Origin of the sequence: Roseovarius aestuarii (assembly GCF_019966515.1) — a bacterium.
GTDB classification, from domain to species: Bacteria; Pseudomonadota; Alphaproteobacteria; order Rhodobacterales; family Rhodobacteraceae; genus Roseovarius; species Roseovarius aestuarii.
Window position 1 is genome coordinate 14996 of the sequence record NZ_JAIMIB010000012.1, and the last position, 18246, is coordinate 33241.

At 59.6% G+C, this 18246-nt stretch carries 16 protein-coding genes; 5 read left to right on the forward strand and 11 right to left on the reverse strand.

Annotated elements, in window-relative coordinates:
• Positions 1 to 42: 42 nt before the first annotated feature.
• The 7 genes from LC334_RS14440 to pepN all read right to left on the reverse strand — a co-directional run bounded on the left by LC334_RS14440 (position 43) and on the right by pepN (position 7522).
• The gene (locus tag LC334_RS14440) at positions 43 to 711 is read right to left on the reverse strand and encodes a fumarate hydratase C-terminal domain-containing protein (protein WP_085799664.1); all 669 of its coding nucleotides are present in this window, start codon (positions 709 to 711) and stop codon (positions 43 to 45) included.
• Positions 708 to 1664, reverse strand: a complete 957-nt coding sequence (locus tag LC334_RS14445; protein ID WP_085799663.1) for a fumarate hydratase — start codon at positions 1662 to 1664, stop codon at positions 708 to 710. Before LC334_RS14445 ends, LC334_RS14440 begins: the two co-directional genes overlap by 4 nt.
• Positions 1661 to 3418, reverse strand: coding sequence for an L-aspartate oxidase (locus tag LC334_RS14450; RefSeq protein ID WP_085799662.1), 1758 nt, complete (start codon positions 3416 to 3418; stop codon positions 1661 to 1663). Before LC334_RS14450 ends, LC334_RS14445 begins: the two co-directional genes overlap by 4 nt.
• 1 nt (position 3419) lies before the next feature.
• Complete coding sequence (gene sdhC, locus LC334_RS14455) at positions 3420 to 3773, reverse strand: succinate dehydrogenase, cytochrome b556 subunit (protein WP_085799661.1); 354 nt, start codon at positions 3771 to 3773, stop codon at positions 3420 to 3422.
• Positions 3770 to 4102, reverse strand: coding sequence for a succinate dehydrogenase (locus LC334_RS14460; protein WP_085799660.1), 333 nt, complete (start codon positions 4100 to 4102; stop codon positions 3770 to 3772). Before LC334_RS14460 ends, sdhC begins: the two co-directional genes overlap by 4 nt.
• Positions 4102 to 4815, reverse strand: a complete 714-nt coding sequence (locus tag LC334_RS14465) for a succinate dehydrogenase/fumarate reductase iron-sulfur subunit (RefSeq protein WP_085799659.1) — start codon at positions 4813 to 4815, stop codon at positions 4102 to 4104. Before LC334_RS14465 ends, LC334_RS14460 begins: the two co-directional genes overlap by 1 nt.
• Positions 4816 to 4969: 154 nt before the next feature.
• On the reverse strand, positions 4970 to 7522 hold the full coding sequence (gene pepN, locus LC334_RS14470; protein ID WP_085799658.1) for an aminopeptidase N: 2553 nt from the start codon (positions 7520 to 7522) through the stop codon (positions 4970 to 4972).
• Positions 7523 to 7792: 270 nt separating this feature from the next.
• On the opposite strand from pepN, the gene LC334_RS14475 reads away from it, so the two are divergent.
• Positions 7793 to 8569 (forward strand): gamma-glutamyl-gamma-aminobutyrate hydrolase family protein, encoded by a 777-nt coding sequence (locus tag LC334_RS14475; RefSeq protein WP_085799657.1) that lies wholly within the window; start codon positions 7793 to 7795, stop codon positions 8567 to 8569.
• Positions 8570 to 8644: 75 nt separating this feature from the next.
• Here the strand turns inward: LC334_RS14475 and LC334_RS14480 are convergent, their stop codons facing one another.
• Positions 8645 to 9010: an MmcQ/YjbR family DNA-binding protein gene (locus LC334_RS14480; protein WP_085799656.1), complete on the reverse strand. Its 366-nt coding sequence runs from the start codon at positions 9008 to 9010 to the stop codon at positions 8645 to 8647.
• Positions 9011 to 9013: 3 nt separating this feature from the next.
• Positions 9014 to 9778 (reverse strand): SDR family NAD(P)-dependent oxidoreductase, encoded by a 765-nt coding sequence (locus LC334_RS14485; protein WP_085799655.1) that lies wholly within the window; start codon positions 9776 to 9778, stop codon positions 9014 to 9016.
• Positions 9779 to 9915: 137 nt separating this feature from the next.
• Here LC334_RS14485 and LC334_RS14490 point away from each other — a divergent pair, with 137 nt between their 5' ends.
• The 4 genes from LC334_RS14490 (at position 9916) to LC334_RS14505 (ending at position 15011) form a co-directional block, all read left to right on the forward strand.
• Entirely contained in the window at positions 9916 to 10368 is a 453-nt protein-coding gene (locus LC334_RS14490; RefSeq protein ID WP_176237648.1) for a methyltransferase family protein, read from the forward strand.
• A gap of 136 nt (positions 10369 to 10504) precedes the next feature.
• On the forward strand, positions 10505 to 12079 hold the full coding sequence (locus LC334_RS14495; protein ID WP_085799654.1) for a Re/Si-specific NAD(P)(+) transhydrogenase subunit alpha: 1575 nt from the start codon (positions 10505 to 10507) through the stop codon (positions 12077 to 12079).
• Between the two features lie 12 nt (positions 12080 to 12091).
• Complete coding sequence (locus LC334_RS14500; protein WP_085799653.1) at positions 12092 to 13525, forward strand: NAD(P)(+) transhydrogenase (Re/Si-specific) subunit beta; 1434 nt, start codon at positions 12092 to 12094, stop codon at positions 13523 to 13525.
• 205 nt (positions 13526 to 13730) lie between these two features.
• Positions 13731 to 15011 (forward strand): DUF3422 family protein, encoded by a 1281-nt coding sequence (locus LC334_RS14505; protein ID WP_085799652.1) that lies wholly within the window; start codon positions 13731 to 13733, stop codon positions 15009 to 15011.
• An 82-nt stretch (positions 15012 to 15093) separates the two neighbouring features.
• On the opposite strand, the gene LC334_RS14510 is transcribed toward LC334_RS14505, so the two are convergent.
• Both LC334_RS14510 and LC334_RS14515 read right to left on the reverse strand, forming a co-directional pair.
• Positions 15094 to 17637 carry an ATP-binding protein gene (locus tag LC334_RS14510; protein ID WP_085799651.1) on the reverse strand — a complete coding sequence of 848 codons (2544 nt, stop codon included), beginning with the start codon at positions 17635 to 17637 and terminating at the stop codon, positions 15094 to 15096.
• Between the two features lie 35 nt (positions 17638 to 17672).
• Positions 17673 to 18182: a molybdopterin-dependent oxidoreductase gene (locus LC334_RS14515; RefSeq protein ID WP_085799650.1), complete on the reverse strand. Its 510-nt coding sequence runs from the start codon at positions 18180 to 18182 to the stop codon at positions 17673 to 17675.
• Between the last annotated feature and the right edge of the window lie 64 nt (positions 18183 to 18246).

Consider the following 18246-nt stretch of genomic DNA (forward strand, 5'->3'; position numbering starts at 1 on the left):
ATTGCAAGCGGGATTCTAGCTTATTGATCTTGCGCGGTAGTTCTAGATCACCTCATCGGTACGGTCATCGCTTTCGCCATAGCGCTTCATCACGGCGGGTTTTGTGCCTTCGTAGACACGCGCAACATTTTCCGCGATCTTGGCGTTTTCGCGTTCAAAGAGGCAATCACCGTTCAGATCCGAGGCAACAATGAACGGCCCCATCCTGTTGCACTTGATGACCCACATCGCCTGCGCCAATCCCAGTTCTTCATTCCAGTGCACGGCCTCGACGCTTTCGACGCCCCGTCCCAACAAAGCACCGGTGCCATAACCGACGGTCGAGAGGTAAACCGCGCCGTTGGGTACGAAATATTCCTTGTAGTCTTTTGACGTCATGCCGCCCTTGCCGACGATCAGCCTGGCGCCGGTCTTTGCCATCCATTCAGGCAGCCACTTGGCAAACCGGAAAGAGGCCGTGGCCGTTACCGCCCCCAGATCAAACGACCCATCCGGGTTGATCCGAGCCGCCGGAGAACAATGGAAGTTCGCGGCGGACTGGCTGGGCAGTTCCATCGGGATGTTGGCCTTGTCTTCCAGCGCGCGCATGTAGACGCCTTCACGCGCGGTATACATCAGACCGTCAAGATAGACGACGTCGCCCAGCCGCAGGTCCGCAATCGCCTCGGAGGTGGGGGTCGTCGACAGCCGTACTTCGCGCGGGCCACTCATTCTGCTGCCTCCTGTAGCGGTGTCCAATCGACGGTCTCGCGGCGCTGATAATCAGTGAACCAGTCGGGATCAGTGCGATATTCCACCCGGCCATCGGGAAATAACCGCGCCACGGCCCGGCGTGAGGACAGGCAGAAGGCGTGTACCGACATGGGCATGCCCCCGGTGTGGCAATAGCCCACCTCGATATTGCAATCGATCACCATGTTCTTGCCGACAAAGCCCATTGCGCCCATGCCGATGGAGTTGCCGAGCTTCTTGAACTCATCTTCCATCTCGGCAATGCGCGGATCGGAATTGCGGCTGCCGACAACCCGCAGGGTCGAGGCGCGTTTGCCCAGTGTCATGCAGATGTCCTTGGACCCGCCAAGCCCGATCCCGATGATCGCAGGCTGACAGGCGAGGCCGCGTTTGCCAAAGGCCATCAAACTGTCGAGATAAAACCGTTTGATCCCCTGAAGGCCATCTGAGGGAAAGAGCATGCGATAGTCCGTCCCGAAAAGACCGCCCTTATGGACCGTGATGAGGTCGATCCATTCGCCCTCGGGTTCAAAACCATATTCAATCTCGGGGGCGCCAATGCCGACATTGTTGTCGTGGTCCGTGCGCCACAGAGGATGCACCCGATTGGGCCGGAGCGGCACGCCATTGGTGGCATTGGCCGTGGCCCGGCGCAGTGTGGCCTCAAGCGCCACCATACCGCCTTCAACCGTCGCTTCATTGCCCAGCTTCACAAACCATCGCGGCACGCCGGTGTCACCGCACATGGCGCGGCGGTCCTCCTTGGCTGCCTTGTAGTTCTCAAGCATGGCCTTGAGGACAAAGGAGGACAAGTCGCCATCCTCGGTCCTGGCAGCCTCTTGCAGACCATCAAGATAATCCTGTGGGATTTCGATGGCCGCCTTGTCCATCAGGGTTTCGGCGGTCTTTTGGATAAGATCGATCGCTATCATAGGGCTGCCACCAGCGTTTCAGGTTCACCTTCCGGCAAAATGGTTTCGCCGGGGCTCACGATGGTAAATTGAACGGGCTCTCGCGATACGTGCACGTTTCCGTCTTTCATCTGCGCGACGGTAAATTCGCTGTCTTTCATCGCGCCTTCGTCGGGGAAATCCTCGCGATAATGCGCGCCGCGTGAATTCTCGCGCGCAAGGCCCGCCTTGGTGATGACCTCGGATATATCACAAAGCGAGCGCAGGTTCAGCCAATCGTGCCAGGTCAGGTTGAATGCGAGGGTGCTGGCCTCGACGCCAACCTCCATCAGCGCGTCCGAGACCTTGGCAATACCGGTCAGGCCGCGTTTCATCCCGGCCTCGGTCCGCATCACGCCCACATCTTCCCACATCAGGTTCTGAAGCTGCTTGCGCAGGGGCAGGACCAGATCGGGTTTGCGGGTCAGGGGATGGATCGCGCGGTCAAGCTCGGACATCAGCACATCTTCATCAGGGTCGCGCAGCGACATGCCCGCCACGTCAGCCCCCATCATATCGCCTGCGATCCCGCCATAGACAGTCGAGTTGGCCACGCCGTTGCCGCCCAGCCGGTTCGACCCATGCGCGCCGCCCGCGTCCTCGCCCGCCACGTACAGCCCTTCCATCGCGGTGCGCGTGTCCACATCGACGACCATACCGCCCATGAAATAATGTGCGGTCGGCACCACTTCGACTTTGCCAGCGGCCAGATCGAAGCCGCTATCGGCGCAGCGCTTGACCATACCGGGAAACTTCTGACGCACGTTGTCGGGTCCCAGATGGGACATTGAGATAAAGACGCCCTCTTGTTCGGGGTTATTGTTCTTGCGCATCTCGGCATAGATGCCGCGGCTGACGACATCGCGAGTGGCGCGCTCGCCTTTGGTGTCGTAGTCAAACATGAACCGCTGGCCTGCATGGCTGATCAGTTGGCCGCCCGCGCCGCGCAGGCCCTCTTCAAGCACGGTGCCGGTCATGCGGGTATGGTCACCCGCCAGCAGGCCGGTGGGGTGAAACTGCACCATCTCCATATCGCGCAATCGCAACCCGGCGCGCAGGGCCATCGCCAGCCCGTCCATCGTCTTGTCGCCCGAGGGTGTGTGGTACTTGTACATCGTCGGTCCGCCGCCGGTGCCCATCAGCACGGTCTTGGCGCGCACCAGCCGGAATTTTCCGCTGCGCATGTCGATCATCAACACACCGGCAATGGCACTGCCGTCCTTTGTCGGGATCAGCCCGACAGCGCGGTGCTCCTGCAGTTTCTCAACCCCGCTGGCCAGCACCTTTTCCATTAGGCGGTTGATGATCTCGATGCCTGTCAGATCGCCCTTGTGCACGGTGCGGTCCGCAGTTTGCCCGGCAAAGGCTTTCTGGTGCAGCGTGCCGTCAGGGTTGCGGTCGAAAAAACACCCGACCTCGTTTTCCAATTCGCGGATGCGGACCACGGCCTGCTCGCACAAACGCCAGGCCATGTCCTGATCGGGCAGCCACTTGCCGCCCTGAATGGTATCCATGAAGTGGCGTTCTACGGTGTCACCGCCGCCAAGGGCGACGTTGTAACCGCCTTGCACCATACGTGTGCAGCCGCATTTGCCGATCAGACCCTTGACCGCAATTGTGATCCGGGTCCCTTCGGGCGCGCTTTGTTGGGCGTGGAGCGCCGCAAAAAGGCCAGCGCCGCCGGTCCCGAGGATCAGGATATCGGTATCGTGCCGGTCGATGTCTGCGATACGCATCTCAGATCGCCTTCATGAAAAAGAGGGCAGCTATCAGAAAAGATAGGGCCGCCACGCTGGCAGCAAGGGTTTTCTGCGGCGCCGACCACGGCAGCCATTCCATTGCGATCAGACGCAGACCGCCGAACAAGTGCACGGCAAGCAGAAACACCAGACCAAATTCAACCAGCTTGACCAAGCCCGTGTCGGTCAGCCGCAAAAAACCATCCAGCCGCGCGGGATCTGTCATCGCCATTGATAGCACCCAGAAATGAAAAGGCAGGAACAGTGCGAGGCCAAGGCCGGACAGGCGGTGCAACATATAAGCCAGCCACAGGGGATGCGCCCGCGAAGTGATGCCTTGCGCCGCTTTCATGCGAAGCTCACGGCCCAGACGGCGCGCGCTCCGAGTGCAAACAATCCCAGTCCGATCACCCACATCACCAAATCGAGGGCGACGCCTTTCACACCACCCCATTCATGGGCGATTGTTCGCAGCCCGATTGCCCCGTGGATTGCCGCTGACATGACAAAGATGCCGTAGAACAGGAACCACAGGATCGAGCCTTGGGTGCGTCCCAGGATTTCCGCCGCCGACAGTCCGCCCTGAACCGCGTAGATCATCATTGCCAGATGCCCCAACACCAGCGGTGCCATCAGCAGCGCCGTGATCCTTTGCAACATGTAAAGACGCAAGGTTAGCATCAGCGCCCCCGCTTGAAGAATGATTTCGCGGTTTCGCGTTTGAGACCGGCAATGGCCGACATAGGGTCCAGCTCGTTCGGGCAATAGGTGGTGCAGGAGCCCATCGAATGGCAGTTATGGCACCCGTCGCTGCCCGACACGGCCTCAAGAATGGCGCTGCGGCCCTCGTCCTTGGCGTCGTTCAGAAGGCTCCATGCTCGCTGCAAGGCGGCAGGACCAAGGTAGTCTGGATTGCCTGCGACCGTGTCACAGGCCGCATAGCAGACCGAACAGTTGATGCACTCAATACCTGCATTGGCCTCAACCCGCGCGGGGCTTGTCTGATCGACAGGGGCGATCGGATCATCGCGGGTCAACCCGCCGTGGTGCACGCCCTCGGCTGCAACCCATTTGTCAAAGAACGGGTCCATGTCGACCGCGAGATCCTTGATCACCGGCAGGTTGCGCAGCGGGCCAATTGTTACTGCGTTTCCGTCCAGCACTTTCGAAATATGCGTCCTGCATGTCCAGCGGGGCACGCCATTGACCATCATCGCACAGCTGCCGCACATGCCGACACGACAGGCAAATCTGTAGCTCAACGTCGGATCAGTGTTCTGCTGCACCCATGACACCACATCCAGAACCGTTTGATTGTCATAGGCAGGCACCTCAAAAACATCACGCCTGTCGGCGCCACGTTCTATCGTTACCTTCAGGATATCTGACTTCATGATGGTCTCGCATTGTCCAGTATTTCAGTGTGTGAGATACTTATAACCGATAGATTGACTTAACGAATGCGAATAATTCTTTATGTTCTTGTTAGCTATACTTATAAAACCTCCTCAACCTCGACGGTGACGTGAGGCGGACTAAGCGCACGTATCACCCTGCAAGAATACGTGTGACCATTTCCGTCGTGTCTCGACTGAGGCTGGGCGTATCGAGGATACGTTCAAGCTGAGCCTTTATGTGGACCTGCCGGTCGGAATCGTAGCGTTTCCACGTTTCAAACGCCGAACACATCCGTGCCGTGGTCTGCGGGTTCAGAGGGTCTAGCCGGATCAGCCAGTTCGCCAGTAGTTCGTAACCTTTCCCGCTGGCATGGTGGAACCCGGCGGAAGAGGCCGTCAACCCGCCAAGGGTAGATCGGAACCGGTTGGGGTTTTTCATCGTGAAGTCGGGATGCTTGGTCAGACGCGCGGCGGTATCGGCGGTCTTGGCCGGATCGGCGTTCAGGATTTGCAGCATGAACCATTTGTCGATCACCAGCCGGTCATGTTGCCACTGGTCGTAAAACGCGGCGGTGGCGGCCTCACCCTTGCCGGCTTGCAAGAGGCACGACCAGGCGGCGAGCTGCTGCGTCATGTTGCTGGCATTGTCATATTGCCGCTGCGCCTGCGCGCCGCCATCCAGCCGTGTGATCATCGCCAGTGCTGCATTGGCCAGTGATCGTGCGCCCGATTGTTCGGCGTTTGGCTGATACGGACCGGTCACCTGATACTGGGCATAAAGCCGCGGGGCGAGGTCCTGCATCGCCTGCGCCTTGGCGTGACGGAGGGTTTCAAGCGCCTCCCATATGGCTTGCGGATCGGGCGTATGACCCTGATCATAAAGCGCCTGCGCCAGATCGTCTTGGCTGGGCAGGCCAAGCGCCAGGGCGCGGAAGGCCGGATCAAGACTGTCATCGCGCGCCATTGTCTGAACCGCATCAAGATAGGCGCTATCGGGGGCCGCCCCGTCGTGGATCATCGCTATCAACCCATCCCGCGCGAGGCTCAGCCCGGCTTCCCATTTGTTAAACGGGTCGGTGTCGTGGGCCAGAAGGAAGGCGCGCTCGGCATTGGTGATCTCACGCTCCAGAATAACCGGGGCCGAGAAACCGCGCAGAATCGACGGGATCGGCTTTGCAGAAAGGCCGTCGAAACGGAAGCTTTGTCGTGCGCCGGTCATCTCCAGCACGGTGGTTTCGTGTACCTCGTCGCCATTGGGGCCGATCAGGCCGACGGCAATCGGAATTACGCGCGCATCTTTGATATCTTGCCCAGGCGTTGCTGGCGTTTTCTGTTCAAAGTTAAGTGTATAAGTGCCGTCCTTGAAGTCATCTGCCACGCTCAGGCGCGGGGTGCCGGCTTGTTCATACCAGCGCTTGAACTGCGAAAGATCGCGCCCTGTCGCATCCTCGAACGCCTGCAACCAGTCCTCGATCGTGCATGCCTCGCCATCATGGCGATTGAAATAGAGATCAAGCGCCTTGGCATAAGCGTTATCGCCCACCAGCGTCTTCAGTATCCCGATCAGTTCGGCGCCCTTTTCATAGACCGTGGCGGTGTAAAAATTGTTGATCTCGACAAAGCTGTCTGGGCGCACGGGGTGGGCCAGCGGGCCGTTATCCTCGCGGAACTGCCGGGCGCGGAGCGCGATCACGTCCGAGATGCGTTTGACCGGGGCCGAGCGCATATCCGAGGTGAATTGAGAATCACGATAGACGGTCAACCCTTCCTTGAGGCAAAGCTGAAACCAGTCGCGGCAGGTGATGCGGTTGCCGGTCCAGTTGTGGAAATACTCATGGGCGATGATTGCCTCGATCCGCTCGAAATTCGTATCGGTCGAGGTTTCGGGGCTGGCCAGTACGGCGGAGGAGTTGAAGATGTTCAGCCCCTTGTTCTCCATTGCGCCCATGTTGAAGTCATCCACCGCGACGATGTTGAAGATGTCGAGATCGTATTCACGACCATAAACCTCTTCGTCCCATGTCATACTGTCCCTTAACGCCTGCATGCCAAAGGCACATTTGCCCTCGTCACCGGGCCGGACCCAGATGTTAAGCTCCACTTTTTTGCCGGATCGGGTGGTGAAGGTGTCCGGGTGATTGACCAGATCACCGGCCACCAGAGCAAAAAGATACGCCGGCTTTGGCCAGGGATCGTGCCATTCGGCGAAACCGGTACCGCTGTTGCCCGGATTGCCATTTGACAGTAGAATTTTTTCGTCACCTTCGATGCGTACACTGAACGGCGCCATCACGTCGGGGCGATCGGGGTAATAGGTGATGTTGCGAAACCCCTCAGCCTCGCATTGGGTGCAATACATGCCGTTGGACATGTACAGCCCTTCCAGTGCGGTGTTGGTCGAGGGTGAAATCTCCACTTCCGCTTCCCAGACAAAGGGCGCATCGGGAACAGGGCAGGTAAGGCCGGTATCGGTCCGATCGGGCGTAACCGTCTGACCGTCAATTGCAGCGCTGATCAGGGTCAGACCTTCACCATGCAGGAAAAACCGGTGGTCGGTGGCATCGGGATTGGGTCGAAACCGGATGCGCGAGATCACGCGGGTCGCCGTGGGATGCAGTCGGAACGTCAGCTCGACCCCGTCAATCAGATAGCCGAAAGGCGTGTAATCCTTGAGATAGATGGTCTGAGGGGCAGCGTCGCGCATCTGATGGTCTCCTGTCACCGGCTGTGGACAGGTTTAGCGCAATGACGCGTGGCCGCAACCGGGCATGAGCGGTGTGGACGACAACACCCTAGCACCGGCCGGGATGCATTTTGGCAGGTGCAATCGCAGGTGCTGCCGCCCACGGCGCCAGATGCTAGAGGGCGGGCATTACCATCACGTGCACATCTGCGTGGAAACCTGTGCGCGGATTGATGTTTTATTATCAATTCGACCGATATATTCAGGACGGGAGTAACGAAGGGGTACAAGATGGCCAGACCGATTATTGGCATTATCGGCAACCGGTACGATTTGCATAACGGCTATATGGCGCATGCCAATGGCGAGATGAACTCGGCGGCGATTGCGGATGTGGCTGAATGCATGCCGCTGATCGTCCCGTCTGACCCGGCACTGGTGCAGGTCGAGGATCTGCTGGAAGTCTGTGACGGGTTCTTGCTGACCGGCGGCCGCCCGAATGTCCACCCCGAGGAATATGGTCATGCCGAGACCGAAGCGCATGGGGATTTTGATCGCGCGCGGGATGCGCTGACCTTACCGCTGGTGCGGGCCTGCGTTGACCGGGGGCAGCCGATGCTGGGCATCTGCCGTGGGTTTCAGGAGGTCAACGTGGCGATGGGCGGGACTTTGCATCCGGAAATCCGCGATCTGCCCGGCCGCGACAATCATCGGATGCCGCCCGATGGCACCCTGGAAGAGCAGTTTGCCCTGCGCCACAAGGTGCATTTTACCCCAGGTGGCCCGTTCCACCAGTTGCTCGGTGATGCAGAGGTATTGACCAACACGCTGCACGGCCAGGGGATCGAAGAGGCTGGTGCGCGGGTCATCATTGACGGTCGCGCGCCCGATGGGACGCCTGAGGCGATTTATATCGAAGGTGCAAAGGGATTTGCGCTGTCCGTCCAATGGCATCCGGAATGGAATGCCGCCAATGATCCGGTCAGCGTGTCGCTCTTCGGAGCGCTTGGGAATGCCGCGCGAGCCTGGGCGGATGGGCGCCGTGCCCCGCAATTGAGGACAGCCTGATCATCGGATCAGCGGTGTGCAAAGGATTCAGAGCGGATCTTGGATAAATACAGCGCTTCAAGAGGTTGAAACTAATTAGGTTGTATCCTCGATGCCTAACTCGGCACGTTTCTTCTTAGACAGGTTTGCCGCCGCCATGTGATACGAGGCGATGAGGTGTTCGCGTAATTCATCGTCGCTGAGGCCCGGATCGCAGTAAACCTGCAGCCACTTCAGACCACGCGACGCCAGATAAGGGGCCGGGCGAATGCCGGGCTGATCCTGGAGCACTTCGAAGGCGATCTTGGACGCCTTGAAGGTGAAGGCATCGTTGCCGTCGTTCCAGCCGCAGATACCAAAAACCTTGCCGCCGACTTTCCAGACATCGGCATTGCCCCATTGCACCACATGGCTGGTGGCGGTGAGTGAGCCGCAAAACTGGTTGAATTCGTCACGGGTCATGGCTCAGAATTGTCCTCCGGCGATTTCGATGGCCTGTCCGTTGATACTTTCGGACCCCGGACCGCAGAGCCAGAGCACGGTCTGCGCCACTTCGTTGGGATGGATCAGGCGTTTGTGCTTATTGGCATCGACCATCAGCGCGCGGGCGTCATCGGCGCTGATCCCGGCCCGTTCCTGGATCGAGGTCACGTTGCGGCTGATAATTTCTGTATCAACATAGCCCGGACAAACAGCGTTGAACGTGAACGGGGTGCCCAGGTAGTCTTCGCTGAGGGCGCGGATAAGGCCGATCATCCCGTGTTTGGAGGCGGTATAGGCGGCAGCGCCCTTAAGCCCCTTCAACCCGGCGATGGAGGAGATGGCGATGACACGGCCCCAATCGGCTTGGTGCATCGACGTGAGGCTTTCGCGAATGGTCAAGAACGCGCCATCGAGGTTGGTGGCCATGGTGCGGCGCCAGAACTCCATGTCGGTCTTGTGCAGGGCGCGGCCTTCGGCGATGCCCGCATTGGCGATGCAGATCTGAACTGGTCCGCGCTGTTCCACGGCGGCGGAGATGGTGTCTTTGAGCTGCGCCTCGTCGGTCACGTCCATCGCGGCTGCGTGCAGATTTTCACCTGCGACGCTTTCCAGCACCTCGGCGCGGCGTCCGGTGATGGTGACCTGCGCGCCCTGCGCAGCCAGTGCCCGGGCGACGGCAAGGCCGATGCCGGTGCCGCCGCCGGTGACAAGCGCGTGTTTGCCGGTGAGTGTTCTTGAGACTGTCATGGGGTCAGCCTAGCGGATGGGCGGGAAGGGGCAAGCCAGCAATCGCGCTGCGTCTTCTCGGCTCTGCGTCTAGCCTGCAAGGGCTGCGGCAAGTCGCGCCATTTCACCTGCGGGCAGAACGGGGTAGGGACGCGGCCATGCTGAAATGGATCGACATTCCGCCCGTGTGGCTGTTGGGCTTTGCTGTACTGGCCTGGCTTCAGGTCGCGCATGTCCCGATGGGGCTGAGCTTTGGCGGGACCTGGGCGGATTTCGCAGGTGGTTTGCTGGTGGGCGGCGGTCTGGTGCTGATGGCGTTGGCCTTTGCCGAATTTCGCCGCCACAAGACCACGGTGATTCCGCATCAGGAAGCCGACCGGTTGATCACCAGCGGCATTTTCAAACGCTCGCGCAATCCTATCTACCTGGGGGACGCGCTGATTCTGGCGGGGTTGATTCTGCGCTCGGACGCGGTTTTGGCGCTTCCATTGGTGCCGATCTTCGTCTGGGTGATTGAAAAACGCTTCATTATCGCGGAAGAAGATCGCCTGAGGCGCAAGTTCCGGATGGATTTTGCGCGATATTGTGAAAAAACGCGGCGTTGGACTTAGCTGGATGTAACAGATGGGACAATCTGGCTGTCGTATTTTGGTATACCTTGTGAAATAACGACGCTTGACGCTAAGAGGGCGACGACCGATCAGGGCCGGTCGGGCAATCGAATTTGCCAGTAAGAGGAACAGGACATTGAAGATAGGGACACCCAAAGAGGTCAATGAGGGCGAAAATCGTGTTGCGATGACGCCCGATTCAGCGCTGCAGTTGCAGAAGCTGGGCCATGAATGTGTGATCGAGACCAAGGCCGGTGCGGCTGCGGGATTCTCGGACAAAGACTACAAGGACGCGGGCGTGGAGGTGGTCAAGACCGCCGCGGCGCTATGGAAGGCCGCAGACGTGGTCGCCAAGGTGCGCCAGCCGAAGGATGCCGAGATGAAGCGGCTGCGCGAGGGTCAGACGCTCATTTCGTTCTTCAATCCTGGTGCCAATGAAAAGCAGATGAAAGCTGCCGCTGAGAAGGGCGCGACCGTTGTGGCGATGGAGATGGTGCCGCGTATTTCGCGGGCGCAGAAGATGGACGCGCTGAGCTCGATGGCCAATATCGCGGGCTACCGGGCGGTCATAGAGGCGGGCAACAATTTCGGCCGGTTCTTCACCGGTCAGATCACTGCGGCGGGCAAGGTGCCCCCGGCCAAGGTTCTGGTGGTGGGTGCGGGCGTCGCCGGTCTGGCCGCGATCGGGACATCCACGTCGCTGGGCGCGATCACCTACGCGTTCGACGTGCGCCCCGAAGTGGCCGAGCAGGTTGAATCGATGGGCGCGGAGTTCGTGTTCCTCGATTTCGAAGAGGAGCAGACGGACGGCGCAGCGACTGGCGGCTATGCCTCGGTCTCGTCACCGGAATTCCGCGAGGCACAGCTGGCCAAGTTCCGCGAGCTGGCGCCGGAAGTGGACATCGTGATCACCACCGCGCTGATCCCGAACCGCGAGGCGCCGGAACTTTGGACCGAGGATATGGTGAACGCCATGAAACCCGGCTCGGTCATCGTCGACCTGGCAGCGGAAAAGGGCGGCAACTGCAAGCTTACCGTGATGGATGAGAAGATCGTGACCGACAACGGTGTGACCATTATCGGCTATACTGACTTCCCTAGCCGGATGGCAACACAGGCCTCGACGCTTTACGCCACCAATATCCGCCACATGATGACGGATCTCACGCCGGAAAAAGACGGCGTTATCAACCATGACATGGAAGATGACGTCATCCGTGGCGCCACCGTGGCGCATGCCAAGGAAGTGACCTTCCCGCCGCCGCCGCCCAAGGTGGCCGCGATTGCGGCGCAGCCCAAGAAACCGGCGGCCAGGGAACTGACGGTCGAAGAGAAAAAGGCGCAGGAACTGGCGGCCTTCAAGGCGCAGACCAAAAGCCAGGTCACGTTGCTGGCGGTGGGCGGTGCGCTGCTGCTGGGCGTGGGTCTGGTGGCCCCGGCCAGCTTCATGCAGCATTTCATCGTCTTCGTGCTGGCGGTCTTCGTGGGCTTCCAGGTGATCTGGAATGTGTCGCATTCGCTGCACACGCCGCTGATGGCGGTGACGAACGCGATCTCGTCGATCATCATTCTGGGCGCGCTGATGCAGATCGGATCAGGGTCTTTCCTAGTCATATTGCTGGCGGCGCTGTCGGTCTTTATGGCCGGGATCAACATATTCGGCGGTTTCATGGTGACACGGCGCATGCTCGCCATGTTCCAGAAGTCGTAAGGGGGCAGAGATATGGATTATGGATTTACAACGGCCGCCTATGTGGTCGCCGCCATCCTCTTTATTCTGAGCCTTGGCGGGCTTTCGGGACAGGAAAGCGCCAAGCGCGCAATCTGGTACGGCATTGTCGGCATGGGGCTGGCAGTGCTGGCCACGCTGATCGGGCCGGGATCGGGGCTGTGGCTGCTGTCACTGCTGCTGATCGCGGGCGGTGGGACAATCGGCTACATCGTTGCCCAGAGGGTGCAGATGACCGAGATGCCGCAGCTTGTGGCGGCGATGCACTCGCTTGTCGGTCTGGCGGCGGTCTTCGTGGGTTTCAACGCACATTTCGAGCTGGGCAATGTGCTGGCGATGGACGAGGCCGCGAAGAAGGCGACCGAAGGGTTTGCAGCCCTTCTGGCCAAGAAAGACAGTGTCGAGATCAGCATTCTGCGGGTCGAGTTGTTCCTGGGCATCTTCATCGGGGCGATCACCTTTACCGGGTCGGTCATTGCCTATGGCAAGCTGGCGGGCAAGGTGACCTCTGCCGCGACAAAACTGCCAGGCGGGCATATGCTGAACGCGTCGGCGGCGGGCGTGTCGTTGATCTGCCTGATCTGGTATTTCAACACGGGTGGGTTTTTCCCGCTCTTCCTGATGACGCTGGCGGCGCTGTTCATCGGCTATCACCTGATCATGGGCATCGGTGGTGCCGACATGCCCGTCGTTGTCTCTATGCTCAATAGCTACTCGGGCTGGGCCGCGGCGGCGATCGGCTTCAGCCTCGGCAATGACCTTTTGATCGTTGTCGGCGCGCTTGTCGGCTCGTCTGGTGCGATCCTCAGCTACATCATGTGCAAGGCGATGAACCGTCACTTTGTCAGCGTGATCCTGGGCGGTTTTGGCGGCCCTGCGGGGGAACAGATGGCGGTCGAAGGCGAACAGATCGCAATTGACGCCGATGGCGTGGCGACCGCGCTGAACGAAGCCGATTCAGTCATCATCATCCCCGGTTACGGCATGGCGGTTGCGCAGGCCCAGCAGGCGGTGAGCGAGCTGACCACCAAGCTGCGCGCCAAGGGTAAAAATGTGCGTTTCGCCATTCACCCGGTCGCCGGGCGTCTGCCGGGGCATATGAACGTGCTACTGGCCGAGGCCAAGGTGCCTTACGACATCGTGCTGGAGATGGACGAGATCAACGAGGATTTCCCGTCGACAGATGTGGCGATCGTGATCGGGTCGAACGACATCGTGAACCCGGCCGCGCAGGACGACCCGAACAGTCCTATTGCGGGCATGCCGGTGCTGGAGTGCTGGAAGGCCAAGCAGGTGTTTGTCAGCAAACGCGGGCAGGGCACCGGCTATTCCGGCATCGAAAACCCGCTGTTCTACAAGGAAAACACCCGCATGTTCTATGGCGATGCCAAAGACAGCGTGTCGAGCCTGTTGCCCAAGATCGACTGATCAGGGTCGAGGATTTAGGAAAAGGGCGTCCTGATCGGGCGCCCTTTTTTGTTCGCATGACTGGATTGCTGTATTTTGGCGGAAGATGAGCCCGGGGTGTGGCTGTATGCCGTCGTGTGCCGCTAAGTCATTGCTGTGACAAAAGAATCCATTTCATTGGCCAATCGGTGCGGTTAGGGTGCGGGCAAGTTTGAGGAACGCGCAGATGCCCCCGATAGATGATCACCCGCTGCGATATGCCCTGGCAAATGAGCTGCATGCGCGGCCGTTTCCGTTCGTCGGTGTACCGGCGATGGCGGCCTTTCTGGCGATCAAACAGCCCTCGGATGCCGCCAAACGCGACCGCGCGGTGGACCGCGCCCATTTGCTGTCTCTGCTGGATCGGTACGGCGCGCCGCATCCGCAACCAGACGCCACGCACTACTTCGGGCAGCTTGGGCGGCATATGCTGAAATGGGAAAGCCATACCGAATTCGTTACATACACCCTGTTGTCCGACGGCGTCGGCCCGCGCCCGTTTGACTCTGCGGATTTTGAGGTGTTCTCGGAGGAATGGCTTGCGGCGGCGCCGGGGCAGCGCATCACATCTGCACTTGTCCGCGTCGCCCCCTGGGGCAGCGCCGAGGCGTTGCGTCAGAATATCAACGAATGGTTCGTGCCTGAAAGTGTGGCCGTGGCACGGGTGCTGGATGACGCGGCGATTATCGCTGGGGATTTCCGGATCGACCCGGCGGGGCACCTGCGGTTTCTGGTCAGTGTCGATCCCGGTACCGGACCTCGGCGGGTCGGCCGGATCGTGCAGCGGCTGTGCGAGATCGAAACCTATAAGGCGATGTCGATGCTGGGCTTTGCCCGGGTGCGTGATCTAGGCGACCGGATGGGCGAGATAGATGGCAAGCTGGGACGGCTTGTGGGTGATATGGCCGATGGCGCGGCCGATTCTGAAGAGACACTCAGGGATTTGCTGACAGTGTCCGGCGAGCTTGAATTGATGGTGGCGCAATCCTCGTTCAGGTTCGGCGCGACCGAAGCCTATGCCCGGATAGTGGATCAGCGAATTGAGGTGCTGCGCGAAGAGCGGTTTGAGGGGCGCCAGACATTTGCGGAATTTATGATGCGCCGGTTTACGCCTGCGATGCGTACAGTCGCCTCGGCCAAGGACCGGCTGAGCAACATGTCCGACCGGGCATTACGTGCCGGTAACCTGCTCAGGACACGGGTGGATGTCGAGCGTAGCGCCCAGAACCAAAGTCTGCTGGAAAGCATGAACCGCCGCGCCGATCTGCAACTGCGCCTGCAGCGCACGGTCGAGGGCTTGAGCGTGGTGGCGATCAGCTATTATGCGGTGTCGCTGGCGGGGTATCTGCTCTATCCGGCGGGTGACATGCTGGGGCTGAGCAAGGGCATGATCACGGCTTTGATCACCCTGCCGGTGATCGCGGTGGTCTGGTGGATGATCCGTCGCATCCATAACCGGATGCATTGATGCTGTTCGGGGGCGCGACTGATGGTATGTACGGCGAGGTTATCTGATCGCACCGGTATCGCCCGCTCAGGCGATGGCGTCATCAGGCGGCGTATCGGCGGTTATTGATCTCGTCGATGGTTTGACGCCAGAGGTCGGGAAGTGTGCTCAACTCACGATCCAGACAGGTTTTGTCATCCGCCAGTGCAGCGTTTTCGGCCCGGCATAGCGCGGATTGCAGCGCCACGGCGCCAAAGGTGGCGGCGGAGCCCGCGAACTGGTGGAGTTGGCCTACCAAATCCTGCGAGGGCCTGTCGTGGGTATCCTGCAATGCGTCGATGAAGCCCTGACCTTCGGCGATGAATTTATCAAGGATGCGGCTGAAATTCGGCGCGGGCAGCACGGCGCAAAGCTGATCCAGCACCTGGGTGTCAAAGCCGGTCCGCGTTGCCGGGGGACGTTCACGCACTGGCCCACCTGAAAGAATGTCCCGGAGCGCGGCGCGGCGCAGTGGCTTGGTACAGATCGAATCGATCGGGACGTCGCGGAAACGTTCGTTATGTTCTGGGCGATAGTGTGCCGTCAGGGCAACGATGCGGCTGTCGCGGGAGGCCCCGTTGCCGTTGCGGATCCGGCGGCTGGCTTCGATTCCGTCGATCCCCGGCATGTTAATATCCATCAGGATCAGGTCAAAACGCCAGTTATACGCTGCAGCCACGGCCTCGGCGCCATTGTTGGTCAACGTGACGTAGTGGCCATCTTTCTGCAGCATTTCGTGCAGGACAAAGCGGCTGGTCTCATTGTCTTCGGCCACCAGCACGCTGAGGATGCGGGGCGGTAGGTGGTGTATTTCGGGTCCGGGTATGGTGACGTCGATTTCGCGGGCAATGGGAAGTGGGACGCGCACCCAGAAAAGACTTCCTTCTTCGTGGACACTTTCCGCACCTATCTCCCCTCCCATCAGGGTAACCAGATGCTTGGCGATGCCCAGGCCCAGGCCGGTACCTTCGGCGCTATCGATATCCTCAAGCCGTACGAAATCATCAAAAATACGCGGCAGATTCTGTTCGGCTATGCCAATGCCGGTATCGCTGATCTGAAATTCGACCTCGTCAAGCGGTGCGCCGGGTGCGCCAAGGCGTGTTGCTTCGATGGTGACCTGACCATTGCGGGTGAATTTGACAGCGTTGGACAGCAGGTTGAGCAGGACTTGATGCAGGCGGTTCTGATCCCCCAGGACCGGACCGAGCGGGATCGGTGACCGGATCAGCTCGATGGTGCTTTGCTGTGCGTCCGCATGAGCTTGCTGGCCTTGCCTCAACTCATCAAGCAGCGTGTCGAGATCAAAACGTTCCTTTGACAAGCTTGGGTATTTGCCATCGGCCTGGGCAATATCAAGCGCGTCATTGATCTGGTTCAGCACCAGCTGGCCAGACGATTGCATGATCTGCGAATAGCGTGTCTGTTCGGGGGTGAGCGGGGTGTCGTCCAGCAGATCCAGCGCGCCGAGAATACCGTTGAGCGGCGTGCGCATCTCGTGGCTTATCATGCCGAGAAAGCGGGCCTTCGCGCGCTCTCCCGCCAGGGCTTTGTCCCGGGCGGCGTGCATTTCGGCCTCGGTAGCGACGCGTTGCGAAATGTCCCGCAGAAAGCAGATACAGACGTTATCGCCGGATCTTGACGCCATGCTGGCTGACAGTTCGACCGGAAAGGTGCGGCCCGTCTTGTCGCGAGCATTGAGCTTGGTACAGAGATTGGGCCCCTGGGCGCACGAGCCGATCAGCGTCTCGCCCGAGACCGGCATCAGGGTGCCCTCGTCATTGGCCTTGAACAGGATATCAGTGATTGCCGCGCGAGACTTGTCATCGTGGGGCAGGTCGAAGATGGCTTCGGCGACACGGTTGCCTTCGAGTATGGCGCCAGATGGGCATATCACCAAAATGGCGTCCTGCGATGTGTTGATAATGGTAGCAAGGCGGTTCAGCGTGGTACGATTCTGCATCGCGCGGCGGCGGTAGCGTACGTAGAGCTGCCAGAAAAGCGCCAACAGGGCGAAGAGAGTCGTCAGCAGGCTCAGGCTAAGCAATATGAGCTGTGTCAGTTTCTTGGCGAGCAGCGTGCGCTGCGTCTCGCGTCGATCGACATCGTAGGAGATGCCCATGCTGGACAGGCTTAGAATCGGCGTGGTCAGGTCTTTTGCCAGCTGAAGCAAATGGGGCTGATTGCGGCGGACCGAGGCATCATCGCCATCAATGATCTTGGCTTGTTCCCGCACGCTTTGGCCGAGTAGCATGACAAGAGAGCGGGCGCGTTCGGCGCTCAGAACCTGCCGATACGTCCGGGCGGTCTCAAGCGTGTTGACTCGGCTGTAGAAAATATCGAACCTGCGACGCATCTCCTGAAGCTCGTTACCTGTCTCATGACCCAGCCGTTCGACTGCAAAGACATATTTTGCATGTTCAACCTCGAGCTTGGCCACCGTCCACTGAATATTGTCGCTATAGGCAGTCCGGTAATCGCCAAGTTTCAGGAAGACCTGGGTTGTCAGAATGGCGGTTGCAATAAAGCAAACAATCGCTGCCGCACTTAGCAAAGTCAGCTGAGTGCGCCGGGCCATGATGCGACGAATCACCTTGCGGGCTGTCACGTTGATCTGCCCTTCATTGTTGCAACTATCGAGTGCTAGCGCGAAATGACGATCCGGTCCAGTTGCCAGATGCTGCGCGAATAAACCGTTTCGGTCCGGTAGCGGCTATCGGAATCGTAGTTATAGACAAGCCAGAGAGGCCCTTTGTCTCTTGGCGTCATCGGCTGGCCGTTCACCAGATACGCAACAATGGCGCCTTCGTTGGTTGGGTCGCCAATTGGAAAATACTGGCTGTAATCATTGATCGCGCTGACCTCGATACTGCCGGCGGTCGCGCCAACCTCTTCAAGCAGCGCAAGGAGGGGAACGCCGACGAATGTCTGCGGCCCGCTTGTCCAGTTGGTGGTGGTGGTGAAGCTTACGGATGGAAAGGCTTCAAGATCGGTTCGGTTGAGTTCGACAACTTTAGGTCCGGCATCACTGGTCGTGCCATCTTCGATCGTCAGAAGAACGAGTTCATCCGCTTCGGCCGTGCCACCAACTGGGGTCAGAAAAGCCAGCGTCAGGCTAAGCGCAGCCAAAACCGCGAACTTCAACTGGAGCATTTTTACCGGTCTTTCTTACCTGTTACGCGCCGCAATCAACACAGTTTCTTTGTCGATTCACCAG

Bases quoted from the DNA above. Each gene is read 5' to 3' on its own strand.
- LC334_RS14440 (WP_085799664.1), bottom strand. From the start codon at position 711: ATGAGTGGCCCGCGCGAAGTACGGCTGTCGACGACCCCCACCTCCGAG.
- LC334_RS14445 (WP_085799663.1), bottom strand. From the start codon at position 1,664: ATGATAGCGATCGATCTTATCCAAAAGACCGCCGAAACCCTGATGGAC.
- LC334_RS14450 (WP_085799662.1), bottom strand. From the start codon at position 3,418: ATGCGTATCGCAGACATCGACCGGCACGATACCGATATCCTGATCCTC.
- sdhC (WP_085799661.1), bottom strand. From the start codon at position 3,773: ATGAAAGCGGCGCAAGGCATCACTTCGCGGGCGCATCCCCTGTGGCTG.
- LC334_RS14460 (WP_085799660.1), bottom strand. From the start codon at position 4,102: ATGCTAACCTTGCGTCTTTACATGTTGCAAAGGATCACGGCGCTGCTG.
- LC334_RS14465 (WP_085799659.1), bottom strand. From the start codon at position 4,815: ATGAAGTCAGATATCCTGAAGGTAACGATAGAACGTGGCGCCGACAGG.
- pepN (WP_085799658.1), bottom strand. From the start codon at position 7,522: ATGCGCGACGCTGCCCCTCAGACCATCTATCTCAAGGATTACACGCCT.
- LC334_RS14475 (WP_085799657.1), top strand. From the start codon at position 7,793: ATGGCCAGACCGATTATTGGCATTATCGGCAACCGGTACGATTTGCAT.
- LC334_RS14480 (WP_085799656.1), bottom strand. From the start codon at position 9,010: ATGACCCGTGACGAATTCAACCAGTTTTGCGGCTCACTCACCGCCACC.
- LC334_RS14485 (WP_085799655.1), bottom strand. From the start codon at position 9,778: ATGACAGTCTCAAGAACACTCACCGGCAAACACGCGCTTGTCACCGGC.
- LC334_RS14490 (WP_176237648.1), top strand. From the start codon at position 9,916: ATGCTGAAATGGATCGACATTCCGCCCGTGTGGCTGTTGGGCTTTGCT.
- LC334_RS14500 (WP_085799653.1), top strand. From the start codon at position 12,092: ATGGATTATGGATTTACAACGGCCGCCTATGTGGTCGCCGCCATCCTC.
- LC334_RS14505 (WP_085799652.1), top strand. From the start codon at position 13,731: ATGCCCCCGATAGATGATCACCCGCTGCGATATGCCCTGGCAAATGAG.
- LC334_RS14515 (WP_085799650.1), bottom strand. From the start codon at position 18,182: ATGCTCCAGTTGAAGTTCGCGGTTTTGGCTGCGCTTAGCCTGACGCTG.